Genomic DNA, 16258 nt, shown 5'->3' with positions numbered 1-16258 from the left:
GTCACGCGGTGTGCAGGGGTCACGGACCGTGGAGGGGATTGGGGACGGTGCCGTGGACTGCGGCGTGCGGGCGGTCGCGGCGGTCGCGGTAACCGTCCACGTGCAGTCGGTTGCGGTTCAGGCACAGCCGCTCGATCTCCGGGGTGAGCAGGTCGAAGGTCTCCTGCCGCGCCTTGAGGTGCGGGAAGCGCTCGTGGTGGCGCAGGATCTCCGCCCGGACCAGCGACCAGAACTCCTCCTCGGGCACGCCCAGTTGGTCCTCGCACAGCGGCGCGAGGTAGCGGAAGACCCCGACGAAGAGGCCGGAGTGGATGAACTGGGTGAGGAACGCCGGGGGTTCGGTCAGCAGCACCGCCCGCACGTCGTCCGGCATGGCCTCGTGCTCGGGGAGCGGTTGGGCGCTGGTGTTCACGTCGTCGACGAAGTCCTTCATCGCCAGGCGGGTGGGGACGTCGTCCTCGTCGAAGACCACGATGGCGTTCTCGCCGTGCGGGGAGAAGACCGTGCCGTACTGGTAGAGGAAGTGCAGCAGGGGCGGCAGCAGGGCGGTGAACAGGTGGGCCAGCCAGGTCCGCGCGGGCAGGCCGGACCGGTGCACCAGTTCCGCGGTCAGCGCCCGGCCGGCCGGATCGGTCTGGAGGAGGGAGGCCAGGGTGCGGGCCCGCTCCCCCTGGTCGAGGTGGTCGGCGAGCGGTTCCCGCCAGATGCAGCCGAGCAGTTCCTTGTACTGGTAGGGGACGCCGGGCAGCCGGTCGTAGAGGGGGTGCTCGACGGTGACGGAGGCGGTCTCGCCCAGCAGGATCACCCGGGTCTCGTCGCGCAGATACGTATCGCCATCGCGCAGGCCGTGCACCCAGGCGGTGACGGCGGGGGCGGCGAGGGTGCGCTCGGTGGGCAGACCGCGCCAGACCAGGGTGTTGAGGATCGACAGCGGCAGCTTGACGGTGCGGGCGTGGGGGCGGGTGAGGTTGAGGAAGGTGCGGATCGACTGCTGCGGGAGCCGGAGGTCGTCGTCGGCGGGGAGCGGGACGAGGGAGCCGTCGGCGAGCTGCGGGGCGAAGAGCGGGGCGATGGTCTCGTCCCACTGCCAGGGGTGGACGGGGAGGTAGAGGTAGTCGGCGGGGTCGCGGCCCGCGTCGGTGAGGGTGGCGGCGAAGGCGTGCCGGAGGGCGGGCCCGAGCTCCTCGCGGTAGAGCCGGTCGGGGGTAGCCAGGGCGGGGACGCCGCGGTAGTGGGCGAGGCTGCGGTGCGCGGCGAGCCAGGGCAGGCGCCGGGGGCTGCGGGCTTCGGGGGCCCAGGTCTCCGCGTCGGTTGCCGAGAAGCCGAGCCGGCCCTTGTTGGCGACGAGCCAGGGGTGGCCGGTCTGGTGGCCTTCGAGGGCGGCGTAGTCCAGGTCGGCGAGTTCCGCGGCGCTCAGGGCGGTGGCGTCCAGGCGGGTGTCGGCGGCGAGGGTGGCGGTCAGTTCGCGGATGAGGTGGCCGGTGGTGTCGCCGGACAGGCCGAGGACGGTGTCGTGGGCGTGGGTGAGGAAGCGCAGCGGGTCGGCGTGCGGGGTGATCGAGTGGGGGTCGATGCGCCAGTGGCCGTAGGAGCCCCTGCGGGCGGTGAAGCGGTAGGTGAGGTCGTCGGTGACCGGCAGGCGGTAGCGGGGGCTGCCGTCGGGGGCGGTGCCGTCGGGTTGCGGGGCCAGGATCTCCTCGTAGGCGAACTCCGCGAGGGTCTTGGCGAAGAGCCGGCGGGCGGCGCGCTGCCAGGCGTCGGACGAGGGGCGTCCGGCGGGCGCGGGGGACGGGGCGGGCCGGTCGGTGGGGACGGAGGGACGGGACACGGGAGACAAGGTGGGACTCCTCGGTACGGGACCGGCCCGGCACGTGCGGGGGACAACCGGGCCGGCGGGATGGGTGGCGGACCCGACCGGGGCCGTCGACGGACGGCCCCGGGTCAGAGCTGGTGGCGGTGGGCGCGGTCGCGGACCATCAGCGCCGCGCGCTTCTCCGGTAGGCGGATCTCCTCGGCGTAGTGGAAGCCGGCGCCCAGGAACGCCGCGACGGACGCGGTGTTGCGCAGGTCGGGTTCGGCGAGGACCCGGCCGCACCGGGGGCGCTGGTTGAGGACGAGGTCGGCGGTGGCGCGCAGCAGCGCCGTGCCGAGGCCCCGGCCGCGGTCGCGGTCGGGGCCGATGAGCAGGTGGATGCCGGTGTCGTGCGGGCGGGCCCGGTAGTAGCGGGCGACGCGGTCCAGGTCGGCGCGGTAGATCTCCCAGTAGCTCATCGGGACGCCGTCCAGGACGCCCAGGCAGGGCACGCTGCGGCCGTCACCGGCCAGTTGGGGACGCAGGTGGGCGGCGGTGATCTCCGGGGAGCCGGCCAACTCCCAGAAGGCGGCGACGGCGGGGTCGTTCATCCAGGCGGCGATCCGGTCGAGGTCGCGGTCCGGGTCCACGGGGACGAGGGCGAACGGCCCGGCGGGGGTGTCGGCCGGCGGCCAGTGGGCGAGGTCGTCCAGCAGCGGGCCCGCGGCCGGGGTGGTGGCAGCGGGCGGCAGCGCGCGGGGGTCGGGCGCGGGCGGGTCGCCGAGGGTGTCGTCCGGCGCGGGGGTGAGGCCGGATTCGGTGGGTGACACGTGACGCACTCCTGGGGGGCTGGGTCGACGGGGACGACGGGGCCTAGGGCGCGAGCGGATTGGACAGGGTGACGTACACGGATTGGGTGTCGACCGGGCCGACGAGTTCGTCCAGGCCGTGCAGCCGGGTCGCGAGGTTGGCCTTGCAGCGCAGCGTGCGGGCGGAGAGCAGCCGCTCCGGCAGCGTCGAGCGGTGGGCCCGGGGGGCCGCCGCGGCGTCGAGGAGGAACCGCCGGAAGGCGGCGAGCAGGACCTCCTCGCGGATCAGGCGGGCCGCGCCGAACGCCCCGATGAGCCCGAAGACGTTGTTGATGCCGAGGTAGTAGGCGAAGCGCTCGTCGGTGACGTCGTCGGCGACGAAGGTGTCGCTGGCGGTGCCGACCCCGGGCAGTCGGCGTTCCAGCTCGGCGCGGCGGGAGGCCCGGAAGTAGTAGCCCTGGTTGTCGCGGTAGCGGCCGCCGGCCGGCCAGCCGTCGGCGTCCAGCAGGACGAGGGTGTTCTGCTGGTGGGCCTCCAGGGCGACGCCGGCCGTGCCGTCGAGCCAGAGGACGGGCCGGACGACGGTTTCGAGGTAGCGCAGGAACCACTCGATGGCCACCGGCCCGGCCGGCCGACCGGTGCGGGAGCTGAGCGCGCCGACCACGCTCTCCAGGCGCGAGCGCATCACGCCGTGGCCCGGCCAGGGGCGCGGGGCGGTGAGCCCGGCGATGCAGACGGCGTCCTCGGTGGGGCCGAAGGGCTGGTGGCGGATGACGACGTCGAAGCCTTGGACGGGGGTGCCGTCCGGTCCGTCGACGGCGAGGTACGCCGCGTCGCGGACGACGTCGAAGCCGGGGGTGCCGGGGAAGGCGGCCCGCCACTGCGCGGCCAGGCCGGTGCGCAGCAGCCGGTGGACCTCGACGCCGCGGAGCAGTTCCTTGCGGAGGTTCTCCCGGCGGGAGTTGGTGATGCGCAGCCCCAGGGAGAGCTTGAGCATCGCGGGCGCGCCCGGGCGGCAGACGGTGCGGACGGAGGAGGTGGGGTACCAGTGGGGTCCGTGCGGGCCGAGGTCGTGCAGCAGTCCGGCGTCGCGCAGGGCCGCGGTCTCGGGGCGGGTGGCGAGGTCCCGGGCCTGCCAGGGGTGCAGCGGCAACGGCACGGTGCCGGCGGGCAGCGGCAGCCCGTCGCCGGCGAGTTCGGCGGCGAGTTGCGCGGCCGGGACGGTGCGGCCGCGCTCGGTCCAGGCGGAGTCGGTGGCGATCGCGGAGGGGTGGACGGCCACCCAGTGCAGTGGGAAGGCGCCGCGGAGTTCGGGCGAGTAGGCGTGGGTCTCGGCTTCGGTGAGGCCCTCGCGGCTCTTGGGCGTGGGGTGCAGGGGGTGGCCCAGGAGGAGCGACTGCTCGGCTTCGAGGAAGCGGGAGCCCTGGTCCGCGGCGGGGTGGGCGCGCCGGTCGGCGATGAACAGGGCGGTGGTGCGGACGGAGTTGGCGACCCGGCCGACGAGTTCGGCGCCGTCGCCGTCCGGGGCCTGCGGGGCGTCGTCCGCGGCGGGCGGCTCGTCGCCGTCGGCGACCCGGTGCTCGCCGCCGTCGGAGGCCCGTCGGTCGCCGTGGTGCGCGGCCTCGCGGCGCAGGAGGGCGGCGAGGGTGACGGCGTCCAGCGGGGCGGAGCCGGGCGGGGTGCCTTCGAGGGTGGGGGCGCCCAGGCGGTGCCAGCCGGTGGGTGACCAGTAGCGGACGGGGACGTGCAGGGCGGCGGCGCTGGCGTGCAGGGCCAGGCGCAGCCGGCCGGCGGCCGGGCGGGGCGTGCCGTGCTCGCGGAGCCAGCAGCGGAGCAGGTTCTCGATGCCGGCGGCGTCGGCGGCGACGGTCGGGTCCGGGTGGTCGAGGGGGTCGGCGTCGGGGTGGCGCACGGGGTCGTACGACCCGGGCTCGTGGTGGTCGGCGGCCGGGGTCTGCTGGTGGCAGGTGTCGTCGCCGGGGCGGCGCTGTTGCCGGGGGACGGACGGTTCGATGAGGCCGGCGCCGGGGTGGTGGGCGGGGAACCGTTCGGTCGCCTGGGTGCCGTCGGGACCGGGGCGTTCGTTCATGCGGGGGTGCCTCGCAGGGTGGTGGGTGGCGAGCCCAGGGGCCCGGGAGTGGCGCGGCCGGCCGCCGCGATGGCGTCGGCGAGGCGGTCGAGGACCGCGTCCGCCTGTTCGTCGGTGAGGGTCAGGGGCGGCAGCAGGCGGATGACGGCGGAGTGCCGGCCGCCGAGTTCGACGATCAGGCCGCGGTCCAGGCATGCCTGTTGGACGGCGGCGGCGAGGGCCGGGTCGGCGGGCCGGGCACCCAGGGCGTCGGCGGCGCCGTCCCGGTCGACGATCTCCACGCCGAGCATCAGGCCGCGGCCGCGGACGTCGCCGATGCAGTCGTGGGCGGCGGCGAGGTCGCGGAGCCGGCCGAGCATGGTGGCGCCGAGCGTGGCGGCGCGGGCGGCGAGGCCGTTGCGGCGGACGTAGGCGAGGGTGGCGGTGCCGGCGGCCATGGCGAGTTGGTTGCCGCGGAAGGTGCCGGCGTGCGCGCCGGGGCGCCAGGCGTCCAGTTCCTCGCGGTAGACGATGACGGCGAGCGGGAGGCTGCCGCCGATCGCCTTGGAGAGCACCAGGACGTCGGGCACGATGCCGCTCTGCTCGACGGCCCAGAAGGTGCCGGTGCGTCCGACGCCGGTCTGCACCTCGTCGACGATGAGCGGGATGTCGCGGGCGGCGGTGAGTTCGCGCATCCGGCGCAGCCAACCGGCCGGCGCGGGGATCACGCCGCCCTCGCCCTGGACCGGTTCGAGGATCATGCCGGCGGGCCGGGGCACCCCGCCCTTGGGGTCGTCGAGGAGGTTCTCGGTCCAGCGCGCGGAGAGTTCGGCGCCGTGCTCGCCGCCGACGCCGAAGGGGCAGCGGTAGGCGTACGGGTAGGGCAGTCGGGTCACGCCGGGGTGGCGGGCGCCCCCGGAGGCGGCCAGGGCGTCCGCGGTCATGCCGTGGTAGGCGCCGGAGAAGGCCGCCAGGCCGTTCCGTCCGGTGGCGGTGCGGACGAGGGTGAAGGCGGCCTCGACGGCGTCGGTGCCGGCCGGGCCGCAGAACTGGATCCGGCCCTTTTCCGCCAACTCGCCCGGCAGGGTGGCGAACAGCTCGGTGGTGAAGGCGTCCTTGACCGGGGTGGCCAGGTCGAGGACGTGCAGCGGCGCGCCGGAGTCGAGGACGGCGCGGACGGCTTCCAGGACCACGGGGTGGTTGTGGCCCAGGGCCAGGGTGCCGGCTCCGGAGAGGCAGTCGAGGTAGCGCCGGCCGTCGGCGCCCTCGATGGTCAGCCCGCGGGCGCGCACCGGGACGATCGGCAGCGAACGCGCGTAGGTGCGGGCGGCGGACTCACGCAGGGCCTGGCGGCGCAGGATCCCCTCGTGGGCCGGCGGCGCGGCCGCCGGCACGGATTCGGTCAACGCCACGGCAGTTGTGTCCTCCTGCTGGTGAACGGCTGGATACCGCGCGGGCCCGACCGGCGGCCCGGCCGTCCCCCGTACGTACCAACGACGCCGGCCGCGCGGGAACACGGCTGACGGCAAGATCCTTGACGGCCGGGAACCGGGGACCCGGGTACCGCCGTCCCTGCGAACACCGGCATAGTGGGGGGCTGCACCCGGATCTTGCGGTTCATGACAAGGCGCTGACCCGGGCACCGCTCACGAGCCCTTCCGGCTCCGTCCGTTTGACACAGGGGGAGAACCACCCATGCGATCGATACGTCGGCCCGTGCTGGCCGCCGCCGCCCTCACCGCCGTGGTGGCGCTCACCGCGACGGGCTGCGGGCCCTCGGGCGACAACGCGGACGCCAAGCCGTCCGAGTCGGCCCAGGACACCGCCGGCGGAGGCGCGATCAAGATCCCCAAGGAGCTCCAGGACAAGCTCAAGGAACACGGGCTCGACCTGGACAAGTGGAAGAACGGCGAGTGGAAGAACTGGGACAAGGACACCTGGTTCCGCGAGGCCGGCGAGTTCATCAACCCGGTCATCAAGAACTTCTGGAACCCGGACAAGATCGGTAAGGTCAAGCCCCCGCAGGACCCGAGCAAGATCTCGGACATCACCGAGGACCAGGGCAAGACGGACCCGGAGCCGACCGCGGTGCCCGCGCGTGCGGTAAAGACCCCGTACACCTCGACCGCGCCGGGCGTCGGCCTGCTGCTCTTCAGCACGCCGCAGGGCGAGTCCCGCTGCTCCGCCACCGTCGTCAAGGACCCGGCCCACCCGGGCAAGTCCAACCTCGTGTGGACCGCCGCGCACTGCGTGCACGCCGGCAAGAGCGGCGGTTGGTACCGGAACATGATGTTCGTCCCGAACTTCAACCGGACCGGTGTCTCGGCCGCCCAGATGAAGACCACGCCCTACGAGGACCGGGTCCCGGCGGGCAAGTGGTGGGCGGACGACATGGCGACGACCAAGGAGTGGATCTCCGGCGGCGGCGCCGTTCCGGGCGTGCCGATGGCCCCGTACGACTTCGCGCTGATGCACGTGAAGCCGGAGGAGAGCACCGGCGGCAAGTCGCTGGAGGAGATGGCCGGCGGCGCCTACGCGGTGGACTTCGGTGCCCCGGCGATGTCGAAGATCCCCAGCCTGACGGCGCAGGGCTACCCGGCCGAGGCCCCGTTCGACGGTGCGGCGCAGCAGTCCTGCACCGACAAGCCGAGCCGGCTGACGATGGACGCCAAGAAGCCGACCATGTACCGGATCGGCTGCACCATGACCGGCGGTTCGTCCGGTGGCCCCTGGTTCATCAAGGGCTCCGACGGCCAGCCGGTGCTGATCTCGAACACGTCGATGGGGCCGCGTCCGGCCCAGTGGCTGGCCGGCCCGCACCTGGGCACGGAGGCCAAGTCGATCTTCGACGCGATGAGCAAGAAGTGGGCGAACCAGCAGTAGGGGCCTGAGGGTGGCGCCGGGGCGCGGCACCACCCCGCCCGCACGGTCCGCTCCGCGTGACGCACGGCGAAGGCCCGCCCCCGGTGATCCGGGGGCGGGCCTTTGTCACGCGCGCGCGGCGGTGCGCTCCGCGGCCGTCAGGCGGCCGGGACGAACGGCCGGAACTCGGCGGCCAGTTCCTCGTGGACGCGGGCCTTGAGGACCGTGCCGTCGGCGGTGTGCTCCTCGGAGATGACCTCGCCCTCGGCGTGCGCCCGGGAGACCAGGGCGCCCTGGGTGTAGGGCACCAGCGCCTCGATCTCGACCTGCGGGCGCGGGAGTTCCTCGTCGAGCAGGGTCAACAGCTCGGCGATGCCTTCGCCGGTGCGGGCGGAGACCACCAGGGCGCGCTTCTCCTGGCGCAGCAGCCGCTGGAGCGTCAACGGATCGGCCGCGTCGGCCTTGTTGACCACGACGATCTCGGGCACCTCGGTGGCGCCCACGTCGCGGATCACCTCGCGGACCGCCGCCAGTTGCTCCTCCGGCACCGGGTGCGAGCCGTCGACCACGTGCAGGATGAGGTCGGCGTCGGCGACCTCCTCCATGGTGGAGCGGAACGCCTCCACGAGGTGGTGCGGCAGGTGGCGGACGAAGCCGACGGTGTCGGCGAGGGTGTAGAGCCGCCCGCTGGGGGTCTCGGCCCGGCGGACGGTCGGGTCCAGGGTGGCGAACAGGGCGTTCTCCACCAGGACGCCGGCGCCAGTGAGGCGGTTGAGCAGGGAGGACTTGCCGGCGTTGGTGTAGCCGGCGATGGCGACCGAGGGGACCTTGTTGCGCCGGCGCTCCTGGCGCTTGACGTCCCGGCCGGTCTTCATCTCCGCGATCTCCCGGCGCATCTTCGCCATCTTCTCGCGGATCCGCCGCCGGTCCGTCTCGATCTTGGTCTCACCGGGACCACGGGTGGCCATGCCGCCGCCCGCCGAACCGGAGCCGCCGCCACCCATCTGTCGGGACAGCGACTGGCCCCAACCACGGAGCCTGGGCAGCATGTACTGCATCTGTGCCAGCGAGACCTGCGCCTTGCCCTCCCGGGACTTGGCGTGCTGGGCGAAGATGTCGAGGATCAGGGCGGTCCGGTCGACCACCTTGACCTTGACGACGTCCTCCAGGTGGATCAGCTGGCCCGGGGAGAGTTCACCGTCGCAGACCACGGTGTCGGCCCCGGATTCGAGCACGATGTCGCGCAGCTCCAGGGCCTTGCCGGAGCCGATGTAGGTGGCCGGGTCCGGCTTGTCGCGGCGCTGGATGACGCCGTCGAGCACCATCGCACCGGCGGTCTCGGCCAACGCGGACAGCTCGGCGAGGGAGTTCTCCGCCTCCTGCACCGTCCCGGACGTCCAGACGCCGACGAGTACCACGCGCTCCAGGCGCAGCTGCCGGTACTCGACCTCGGTGACGTCCTCGAGCTCGGTGGAGAGCCCGGCGACGCGGCGCAGTGCCGCGCGTGCGGAGCGGTCGTACTGGTCGCCGTCGCGCTCCCCGTCGATCTCGTGGCTCCAGGCGACGTCCTCTTCCATCAGGGCGTCGGCCCGAAGGCTCTCGGGGAGGCGCTGCCGGTCCTGCGGAAGGGAAGAAGAGGAGGTCATTTGATCCTTTGTGTCGTTGGGAGCCCCCAGGGACCGGTCGGTCCCGCCGGGGCTGGATGGCTGTGCCGTTCGCTGTGGTCAACGTCCGGGCCGGCCCGCAGATTCCCGGGCGTCGGGCCCGGCCGACCCGATGATGGTCGCACGGCCGGGAGACGGGCGTCACGCGGGTTTTCCGGTGCTTTCGCGGTGTTCCCGTACGGGCCGGTGGTCCGCGTACGGGCCGGTGGCTCCTGTACCTGCCGCGCAGCGCCCGCCCCCGGCCTCGGTCACGCCTTGTGGAGGTGCGGCGCACCCGGCGTGACGGCCACCCGCGGCGCCGACTGCGGCGTCTTGCCGTCCGCCGCGGACTGCTTGGCCGCCTGCGGCTTCCACTCGGGGTGTCCGGGCATCGGCGGGGTCTTGGCCCCGTAGAGCCACTCCCAGAAGAAGCCGGAGAGGTTGTGGCCGTAGATGTCGGAGGCCAGCGAGATGAAGTCGGCGGTGCCGGCCGAACCGTCGCGGTGCTTGGCCACCCACTCCCGCTCCAGGCGGTCGAAGCCGGCCTTGCCCATCTTGTGCTGCAGGGCGTACAGGACGAGGGCGCTGCCGTCGTAGACGATCGGCCGGAAGATGCCGATCTTCCGGCCCTGGTCGGGCAGCTTGGGCAGGGCCGGCGGGCCGCCCTCCGCGCGCCACCCGTCGGACGCCTGGTAGGCCCGCTGCATCCGGGCCTCCAGGGAGGCTCGCGGGTCGCCCTTCTCCTGTGCGTAGAGGGCCTCGTACCAGGTGGCGTGGGCTTCGTTGAGCCAGACGTCGGACCACCGGCGGGGGCTGACGCTGTCGCCGAACCACTGGTGGGACAGCTCGTGCACCATCACCGACTCCACGTACCAGTCCGGCAGCTGGGGGGTGGTGAACAGCCGCTTCTCGAAGAGCGAGAGGGTCTGCGTCTCCAGCTCGAAGCCGGTGCTGGCGTCGGCCAGCAGCACCCCGTACGTCTCGAACGGGTACGGTCCGACCTTCCGCTCCATCCAGGCCACCTGGTCCGGCGTCTTGGCGAGCCAGCGGGCGAGCGCGCCGCGGGTGCCGGCCGGGACCACGTCGCGCAGCGGCAGCCCGTGCGGTCCGCGGTGCGTCACCACGCTGGAGCGGCCGATGGAGACCTGCGCGAGTTCGGTGGCCATGGGGTGGGCGGTGCGGTAGGTCCAGGTGCGGCGCGGGCCGCGGGTGCCCTCGCCGACGGGCAGCCCGTTGGCGACCACCGTCAGCCCCTGGGGGGCGGTGACGTGGAAGGTGAAGTAGGCCTTGTCGGACGGGTGGTCGTTGCAGGGGAAGACGCGGTGTGCGGCGTCGGCCTGATTGGCCATCGCGAGTCCGTCGCGGGTGCGGATCCAGCCGCCGTTGCCCTTGCCGCGCGGGTCGGTGGTGTGGTGGACGACGATCCGGAGCTTCTGCCCGGGGGTGATGTGCGCGGCCGGGGTGAGCACGATGTCCTCGCCGGCCTGTTGGTGCGCGGCGGGGCGGCCGTCGATCTGGACGGAGCGGACGGTGCCGTCGGCGAAGTCGAGGTTGAGCTGGTCGAGGGTGGCGGTGGCCTCGGCGTTGATCACGGTCACCGCGTCGATCGGGCGGTCGTTGTGGCCCGAGTAGTCGAGGGAGATGTCGTACGAGATGACGTGGTAGCCGGGGTTGCCGAGGGAGGGGAAGAGGCGGTCGCCGATGCCCTGCGGTTCGGCGGGCTGCGGGGCGGCCGCGGCGACGGTGGCGGCGATCGCGAGGCCGAGGGCGGCGACCCGGCGGGGCGCCCGGCCGTGGCGGGCGCCGGGGCGCCGGCCGGCGGTGGCGTGCGCGGAACGGTCGGTGGTGCGGTCGGAGGCGGTCCCGTCGGGCTCGCGGGACGGACGGCGCAAGGGAAGCGACATGGGCTACCGCTATCAGCGCGGCCCGCCCACCCGTGGACGGCACGTCAGCACGGCACCCGAACGAGCGGCACCACGGCCATCCGGCTTGCGCCCGCGCGCCGGATCTGTCCCCGGCCCTGCCCGCGGGTGCCCGGGGCCTACGTACGCACCGTCGTGGTGGCCCGGACCACGTCGAAGACACCCGGTACTTGGCGCATCGCGCGCATCAGGGAGGGCAGGCCGGCGGCGTTGGGCAGGTGGAGGGTGTAGGTGTGCCGGACGAGTTGCTCGTGCGGGGGTTCGACGGCCGCGGAGACCACGGCGGCGCCCTGGGCGGCGATCGCCTCGGTCAGGTCGGGCAGCAGGTGCGGCCGGCTGAACGCCTCGGCCAGCAGCGTCACCCGGCAGCCGGGGCCGCCCGGGCCGGCGCCGCGCCAGCGCACCCCGACCGGCTGCCGGCCCATCGCCGCCATCCGGGCCACCGCGGGACACAGGGCGCGGTGCACGGTGACCGCGCCGCCGCGGACCGCGAAGCCGGTGACGGTGTCCGGCGGCACCGGCGTGCAGCAGCCGGCCAGTCGGACGGCGGCGCCGGGCAGGTCGGCCACCGCGAGGCCGGAGGCGGTGGCGGCGTGGTCCGGGCCGGCGGAGCGGTGGGCGGGCGCCCGTCGGCGTTCGGCGCGCCGCCCGGCGGGCGTGGCGGGCGGCTCGCCGGTGTCCTGCGGGCGGGCCAGCCACCGGGAGATGGCGAGCCGGGCGGCGGGGGTGCGCGCGTGGTCGAGCCACTGGGGCGAGGGGCCGGCGGAGTCCGGGGCCATCAGCAGGTGGAGGCTGTCGCCGTCGCACAGGACGGTGCCGAGGGTGACCAGGCGGCCGTTGACGCGGGCGCCGATGCAGCCGTGCCCGGCGTCGCCGTGCCGGGCGTACGCCGCGTCCACGCAGCTCGCGCCGGCGGGCAGTCCGATCGTGCCGCCGGGGTCGTCCGCGGCGGCGCCGGCGCAGAAGACGGCGATCTCGCCCTCCTGGGCGAGATCGTCGCGGAGCGAGGTCCAGAAGGTGTCCGGATCGGGGGTGGTGCGCTGCCACGTCAACAGCCGGTCGAGCCAGCCGGGGCGGGTCGGGTCGGCTCGCTCGCCCTCGGGGGCGTCGGCGCCGTCGGTGGGGACGTGCGGATCGCCCAGGGCGATCACCCCGGCCTCGGCGACCCGGTGCATCCGGTGGGTGCGGATCAGGGTTTCGGCGACGTCGCCGCCCTCGCCGCTGATGGCGGTGTGCAGCGACTGGTAGAGGTTGAACTTGGGGGTCGCGATGAAGTCCTTGAACTCCGAGACCACCGGGGTGAAGCAGGTGTGCAGTTCGCCGAGGACGGCGTAGCAGTCGGCGTCCTCGGTCACCAGGACCAGCAGGCGCCCGAGGTCCGCGGCGGTGAGCCGGCCCCGCGCCAGCAGGACCCGGTGCACGGAGACGAAGTGCCGTGGCCGGACGAGGACTTGGGCGTCGATGCCGGCGTCGGCGAGGATCGCGCGGGCCCGGGCGGCGAGCGCGGCGAGCGGGTCGGAGCGGCCGGCGTACGAGGCGACGAGGTGCCGGGTCGCGGTGTACTCCTCGGGGTGCAGGACCGCGAAGACCAGGTCCTCCAGCTCGGTCTTGAGCGCTTGGACGCCGAGGCGTTCGGCGAGCGGGATCAGCACGTCTCTGGTGACCCCGGCGATCCGGGCCTGCTTCTCCGGGCGCATCACGCCGAGGGTGCGCATGTTGTGCAGCCGGTCGGCGAGTTTGATGGACATCACCCGGACGTCGTTGCCGGTGGCGACGAGCATCTTGCGGAAGGTCTCCGGCTCGGCGGCGGCGCCGTAGTCGACCTTCTCCAGTTTGGTGACGCCGTCGACCAGGTAGCAGACCTCGGCGCCGAACTCCGTCCGCACCTGATCGAGGGTCACCTCGGTGTCCTCGACGGTGTCGTGGAGCAGGGAGGCGGTCAACGTCGTGGTCTCCGCGCCGAGTTCGGCGAGGATCAGGGTCACCGCTAGCGGGTGGGTGATGTACGGCTCGCCGCTCTTGCGCGTCTGACCGCGGTGCGAGGACTCGGCGCGTTGGTACGCCTTGCTGAGGATGTCGAGGTCGGCGTCGGGGTGGTGGCGGCGGTGCACCTTGGCGACGTGTTCCAGGGCGTCCGGGAGGCCGTCGCGGGCGGCCGGGCCGAGGAGCGCGGCGCGGCCGATGCGGCGCAGTCCCCGGAGCGCCGGCCGGGGGCGGCCGCGCCTGCGGTCCGCTGCTTCAGGGTTACCAGGGTTCGTGGCCTCTGCGCTCATGGGCACCTCCGGCGGCGTCGACCGGCGGTGGGACGGCGTCAGTTCGGGCGCCCGGGCCGGTGCTTGATGCTACCGAGCCCATCACGCAGCGCTGTCCGCCTCTCGCTCAGCGTGAAACGGATCACCCATTCGAGGGAAGTTTCTGGCCGGAATCGTTTCTCCTCGCCGAAACCGTTTCCCCTGGTCGAGGGGCGTGCTCCGGCGCTCGCGGCCCGTTCCCGTCAGCTGGCGAGTGCGCCCGCCAGCCACTCCGGCTCGAAGGTGCCCTCGGCGACGATCACGGCCGGTCCGGTCATTTCGACGGTGCCGTCCGGCAGCTCGGTGAGGGTCAGGCTGCCGCCGAGGACGTCGACGGTGTACGTCACCGGGGTGCCGGTCACGGCCGGGTCCAGGCCGTCCCTGCGGGCGGTGGCGACGGCCACCGCGCAGGCGCCGGTGCCGCAGGAGCGGGTCTCGCCGGAGCCGCGCTCGTGGACCCGCATCGCCACGTGGCGCGGGCCGCGGTCCACGACGAACTCGATGTTGACGCCGTGCGGGTAGACCGCGGCCGGGCTGAACTGCGGTTGTGCGCGCAGCTCCCCGGCGTGCGCCAGGTCCTCGACGAACGCGACGGCGTGCGGATTGCCCATGTTGACGTTGCGGGCCGGCCAGCTGCGCCCGTCGACCTCGACCACCACGCCGTCCTCGGGGAGCGCGGCGCGCCCCATGGCGACGGTGACGTCGCCGGTCTTGGCGAGGTGCACGCGGAGCACTCCGGTACGGGTGGCGATCGCCACGTCGCCGGCCTCGACCAGCTCGGCGTGCAGGAGGTACCGGGCGAAGACCCGCAGGCCGTTGCCGCACATCTCGGCGATCGAGCCATCGCCGTTGCGGTAGTCCATGAACCACTCGGCCTCGTCGGCCATCGCCCGCGCGTCGGGGTGCGCGGCGGACCGCACCACGTGCAGCAGCCCGTCGCCGCCCACTCCGGCCCGGCGGTCGCAGATCCGGGCGACGGCGGTCGCGGACAGGTCGAGCCGGCCGTCCGGATCCGGGACGATCACGAAGTCGTTCTCGGTGCCGTGGCCCTTGAGGAAGGCGATGCGCTGCGTGCTGGTCACCCCTGAATCCTACGGCCAGCGCGGCGCGCCGGCCGGCCGGGGCGGGGCCCGGCGCCGGGGGCGGCCGCGCGCCTCAGCGGAGGCGGGCCACCCGCCAGATGGCCAGGGTCGCGAGGACGGCGACCACGGCCGCGTAGAGGAGGACCACCCGCCAGTTCGCGCGGCGTCCGGAACCGCGGACCGGCAGGCCGGGCCAGGTGTGGCCGACCCGGCGGGCCGCCATCATGCCGGTGCCGGCGGCGCAGCAGCACAGCAGCAGGCCGAGCATCGCGATGACCGCGCCGCCGTCGCCGCCGAACTCGAAGGCCAGCGGGAAGGCGAACATCAGCGAGCCGAGGGCGGCCAGCGCCACGATCGGGGCGAGCTGCCACAGCCGCAGCCGCCGGGGCGGGCGCAGGTCGCGGAAGGACTCGCCGCCCTCGGGGGACGCGCCCGGCTCGGCGTCGGGGCCGTCCGAGGCGTCGAGGGTGGCCGGGGGGCTGTCGGGGAGGCCGTCGGCGTCGTGGGCCGGCGGGCCGTCCTCGGCCAGCGGTGCGGTTCCGGCGCCGTCCGGGTCCGGTTGTTGGGCACGGTTGCGAGGGCTGGCCTCCATTGCCACGCGCCCTCCCCACTGCCAGATTGCACGCCTCGATCGAAGGTCGATGATGACACGCCCTCAGCGACCCGGATGACGGCCGGAGCGTCCCGATGCCATGACGTGATCAGGCTGTGACCGGTCGTTCGAGCAACGCCAGTGCCAGGGACGGGAGGTCGGCCCGGCGGTCGGCGGCCCCGCTGAGCCAGTGGACCCTCGGGTCCCGGCGGAACCACGAGTCCTGGCGGCGGGCGAAGCGCTTGGTGGCGCGCACCGTCTCGTCGCGCGCCGCCTGCTCGGTGCACTCCCCCGCCAGGTAGCCGAGCACCTGCTGGTAGCCGAGCGCGCGGGAGGCGGTCCGGCCCTCGCGCAGCCCGTCGGCGGTCAGCCGCCGCACCTCGTCGACCAGGCCGGCCTCCCACATCCGGTCGACCCGGGTGGCGATGCGCGCGTCCAGTTCGGGGCGCTCGACGTCCACGCCGATCTGCAGGGTGTCGTAGACGGCTTCGTGGCCGGGGAGGTTGGCGGTGAACGGGCGGCCGGTGATCTCGATGACCTCCAGGGCGCGCACGATCCGGCGGCCGTTGCCGGCCAGGATGGCGCGGCCGGCCTCCGGGTCGGCGGCGGCGAGCCGGGCGTGCAGGGCACCGCTGCCCAGTTCGGCGAGCTCGGCCTCCAGGCGGGCCCGGACCGCGGGGTCGGTGCCGGGGAAGTCCAGGGCGTCGAGGGCGCCGCGGACGTAGAGGCCGGAGCCGCCGACCAGGACCGGGGTGCGGCCCTCGGCGAGCAGCCGGTCGATCTCGGCGCGGGCGAGCCGCTGGTACTCGGCGACGTTGGCGGCGCGGGTGACGTCCCAGATGTCGAGGAGGCGGTGCGGCACGCCCTGCTGCTCCTCGGGGGTGAGCTTGGCGGTGCCGATGTCCATGCCCCGGTAGAGCTGCATCGAGTCGGCGTTGATCACTTCGCCGCCGAGGTGCTGGGCGAGCGCGACGCCCAGGTCGGACTTTCCGGCCGCGGTGGGGCCGACGACGGCGATGACCCGGGGGGTGGGGACGACGGTGTTCACCCCGTCAGTCTCGCAAACCTCGACCGGTCATCTCGAACGAGCGACGTGACGGGGCACCGACGGCGTCGTTGCCTGTTGCGAGATCCCGAATGCCGGCGCGCTGCCGGGGCCCGTCGGGCGGCACTGGATGACGCTCCGGGCGACGCGGG

Annotated in this window: 11 protein-coding genes; 1 reads left to right on the top strand and 10 read right to left on the bottom strand. The window is 74.3% G+C overall.

Annotation, left to right across the window (positions count from 1 at the left end; translation table 11 throughout):
* Positions 1-19: 19 nt before the first annotated feature.
* From ABD385_RS30230 to ABD385_RS30215, 4 genes are all read right to left on the bottom strand, one after another.
* A complete protein-coding gene (locus ABD385_RS30230) occupies positions 20-1828 on the bottom strand; it encodes an IucA/IucC family protein (protein WP_344582039.1) in 1809 nt (602 codons plus the stop codon).
* Positions 1829-1941: 113 nt separating this feature from the next.
* Positions 1942-2622, bottom strand: coding sequence for a GNAT family N-acetyltransferase (locus tag ABD385_RS30225; protein ID WP_344582037.1), 681 nt, complete (start codon positions 2620-2622; stop codon positions 1942-1944).
* 43 nt (positions 2623-2665) lie between these two features.
* Positions 2666-4690 carry an IucA/IucC family protein gene (locus tag ABD385_RS30220; protein ID WP_344582036.1) on the bottom strand — a complete coding sequence of 675 codons (2025 nt, stop codon included), beginning with the start codon at positions 4688-4690 and terminating at the stop codon, positions 2666-2668.
* Entirely contained in the window at positions 4687-6081 is a 1395-nt protein-coding gene (locus ABD385_RS30215; RefSeq protein WP_344582034.1) for a diaminobutyrate--2-oxoglutarate transaminase family protein, read from the bottom strand. Before ABD385_RS30215 ends, ABD385_RS30220 begins: the two co-directional genes overlap by 4 nt.
* 283 nt (positions 6082-6364) lie before the next feature.
* Here ABD385_RS30215 and ABD385_RS30210 point away from each other — a divergent pair, with 283 nt between their 5' ends.
* On the top strand, positions 6365-7552 hold the full coding sequence (locus tag ABD385_RS30210) for a trypsin-like serine peptidase (RefSeq protein WP_344582032.1): 1188 nt from the start codon (positions 6365-6367) through the stop codon (positions 7550-7552).
* Positions 7553-7689: 137 nt separating this feature from the next.
* Here ABD385_RS30210 and hflX read toward each other — a convergent pair whose 3' ends face one another.
* The 6 genes from hflX to miaA form a co-directional block, all read right to left on the bottom strand.
* On the bottom strand, positions 7690-9177 hold the full coding sequence (hflX, locus tag ABD385_RS30205) for a GTPase HflX (protein ID WP_344582031.1): 1488 nt from the start codon (positions 9175-9177) through the stop codon (positions 7690-7692).
* A 266-nt stretch (positions 9178-9443) separates the two neighbouring features.
* Positions 9444-11078, bottom strand: a complete 1635-nt coding sequence (locus ABD385_RS30200) for a M1 family metallopeptidase (RefSeq protein WP_344582029.1) — start codon at positions 11076-11078, stop codon at positions 9444-9446.
* Positions 11079-11215: 137 nt separating this feature from the next.
* A complete protein-coding gene (locus tag ABD385_RS30195; RefSeq protein WP_344582027.1) occupies positions 11216-13369 on the bottom strand; it encodes a RelA/SpoT family protein in 2154 nt (717 codons plus the stop codon).
* Between the two features lie 221 nt (positions 13370-13590).
* Positions 13591-14469: a diaminopimelate epimerase gene (gene dapF, locus ABD385_RS30190; RefSeq protein WP_344582025.1), complete on the bottom strand. Its 879-nt coding sequence runs from the start codon at positions 14467-14469 to the stop codon at positions 13591-13593.
* A gap of 73 nt (positions 14470-14542) precedes the next feature.
* Positions 14543-15061: a hypothetical protein gene (locus ABD385_RS30185; RefSeq protein WP_344582024.1), complete on the bottom strand. Its 519-nt coding sequence runs from the start codon at positions 15059-15061 to the stop codon at positions 14543-14545.
* Between the two features lie 109 nt (positions 15062-15170).
* Positions 15171-16109, bottom strand: coding sequence for a tRNA (adenosine(37)-N6)-dimethylallyltransferase MiaA (miaA, locus tag ABD385_RS30180; protein ID WP_344582022.1), 939 nt, complete (start codon positions 16107-16109; stop codon positions 15171-15173).
* Positions 16110-16258 lie beyond the last annotated feature (149 nt).

Origin of the sequence: Streptomyces lunalinharesii (assembly GCF_039532155.1) — a bacterium.
Taxonomy (GTDB): Bacteria; Actinomycetota; Actinomycetes; order Streptomycetales; family Streptomycetaceae; genus Streptomyces; species Streptomyces lunalinharesii.
The sequence above is the reverse complement of the archived record's forward strand: the minus strand, read 5'-3'. Positions and strand labels throughout refer to the sequence as shown.

Bases quoted from the DNA above. Each gene is read 5' to 3' on its own strand.
- ABD385_RS30220 (WP_344582036.1), bottom strand. From the start codon at position 4,690: ATGAACGAACGCCCCGGTCCCGACGGCACCCAGGCGACCGAACGGTTC.
- ABD385_RS30210 (WP_344582032.1), top strand. From the start codon at position 6,365: ATGCGATCGATACGTCGGCCCGTGCTGGCCGCCGCCGCCCTCACCGCC.
- hflX (WP_344582031.1), bottom strand. From the start codon at position 9,177: ATGACCTCCTCTTCTTCCCTTCCGCAGGACCGGCAGCGCCTCCCCGAG.
- ABD385_RS30200 (WP_344582029.1), bottom strand. From the start codon at position 11,078: ATGTCGCTTCCCTTGCGCCGTCCGTCCCGCGAGCCCGACGGGACCGCC.
- ABD385_RS30195 (WP_344582027.1), bottom strand. From the start codon at position 13,369: ATGAGCGCAGAGGCCACGAACCCTGGTAACCCTGAAGCAGCGGACCGC.
- ABD385_RS30185 (WP_344582024.1), bottom strand. From the start codon at position 15,061: ATGGAGGCCAGCCCTCGCAACCGTGCCCAACAACCGGACCCGGACGGC.